The 259-nt window shown below is 69.5% G+C and carries 1 protein-coding gene; it reads left to right on the top strand.

The window, feature by feature from the left end:
- Positions 1-259 (top strand): protein kinase (locus H0524_RS24825; RefSeq protein ID WP_255435956.1); only part of this gene is annotated, 259 nt, incomplete at both ends.

The raw sequence follows: 259 nt of genomic DNA, 5'->3' as shown, positions 1-259 counted from the left end.
TTGGTGCGCTGAAGGCGGCGCATCGGGCGGGGGTGATGCACCGGGACGTCAAGCCGGGCAACGTGTTGCTCGGCGAGGACGGGCGGGTGGTGTTGACCGACTTCGGTATTGCCACGGTTCCGGGTGACCCGAATGTCACCCGTACCGGCATGGTGCTTGGCTCACCTGCCTACCTCGCCCCGGAACGGGCGCAGGACGGTACCGCCGGGCCGGAGGCGGATCTCTGGTCGTTGGGGGCGACCCTGTACGCGGCGGTGGA

The sequence above is a fragment of the Salinispora sp. H7-4 genome (assembly GCF_013416675.1).
Lineage (GTDB): Bacteria > Actinomycetota > Actinomycetes > Mycobacteriales > Micromonosporaceae > Micromonospora > Micromonospora vitiensis.
This window is presented reverse-complemented; position numbering and strand designations above follow the sequence as displayed.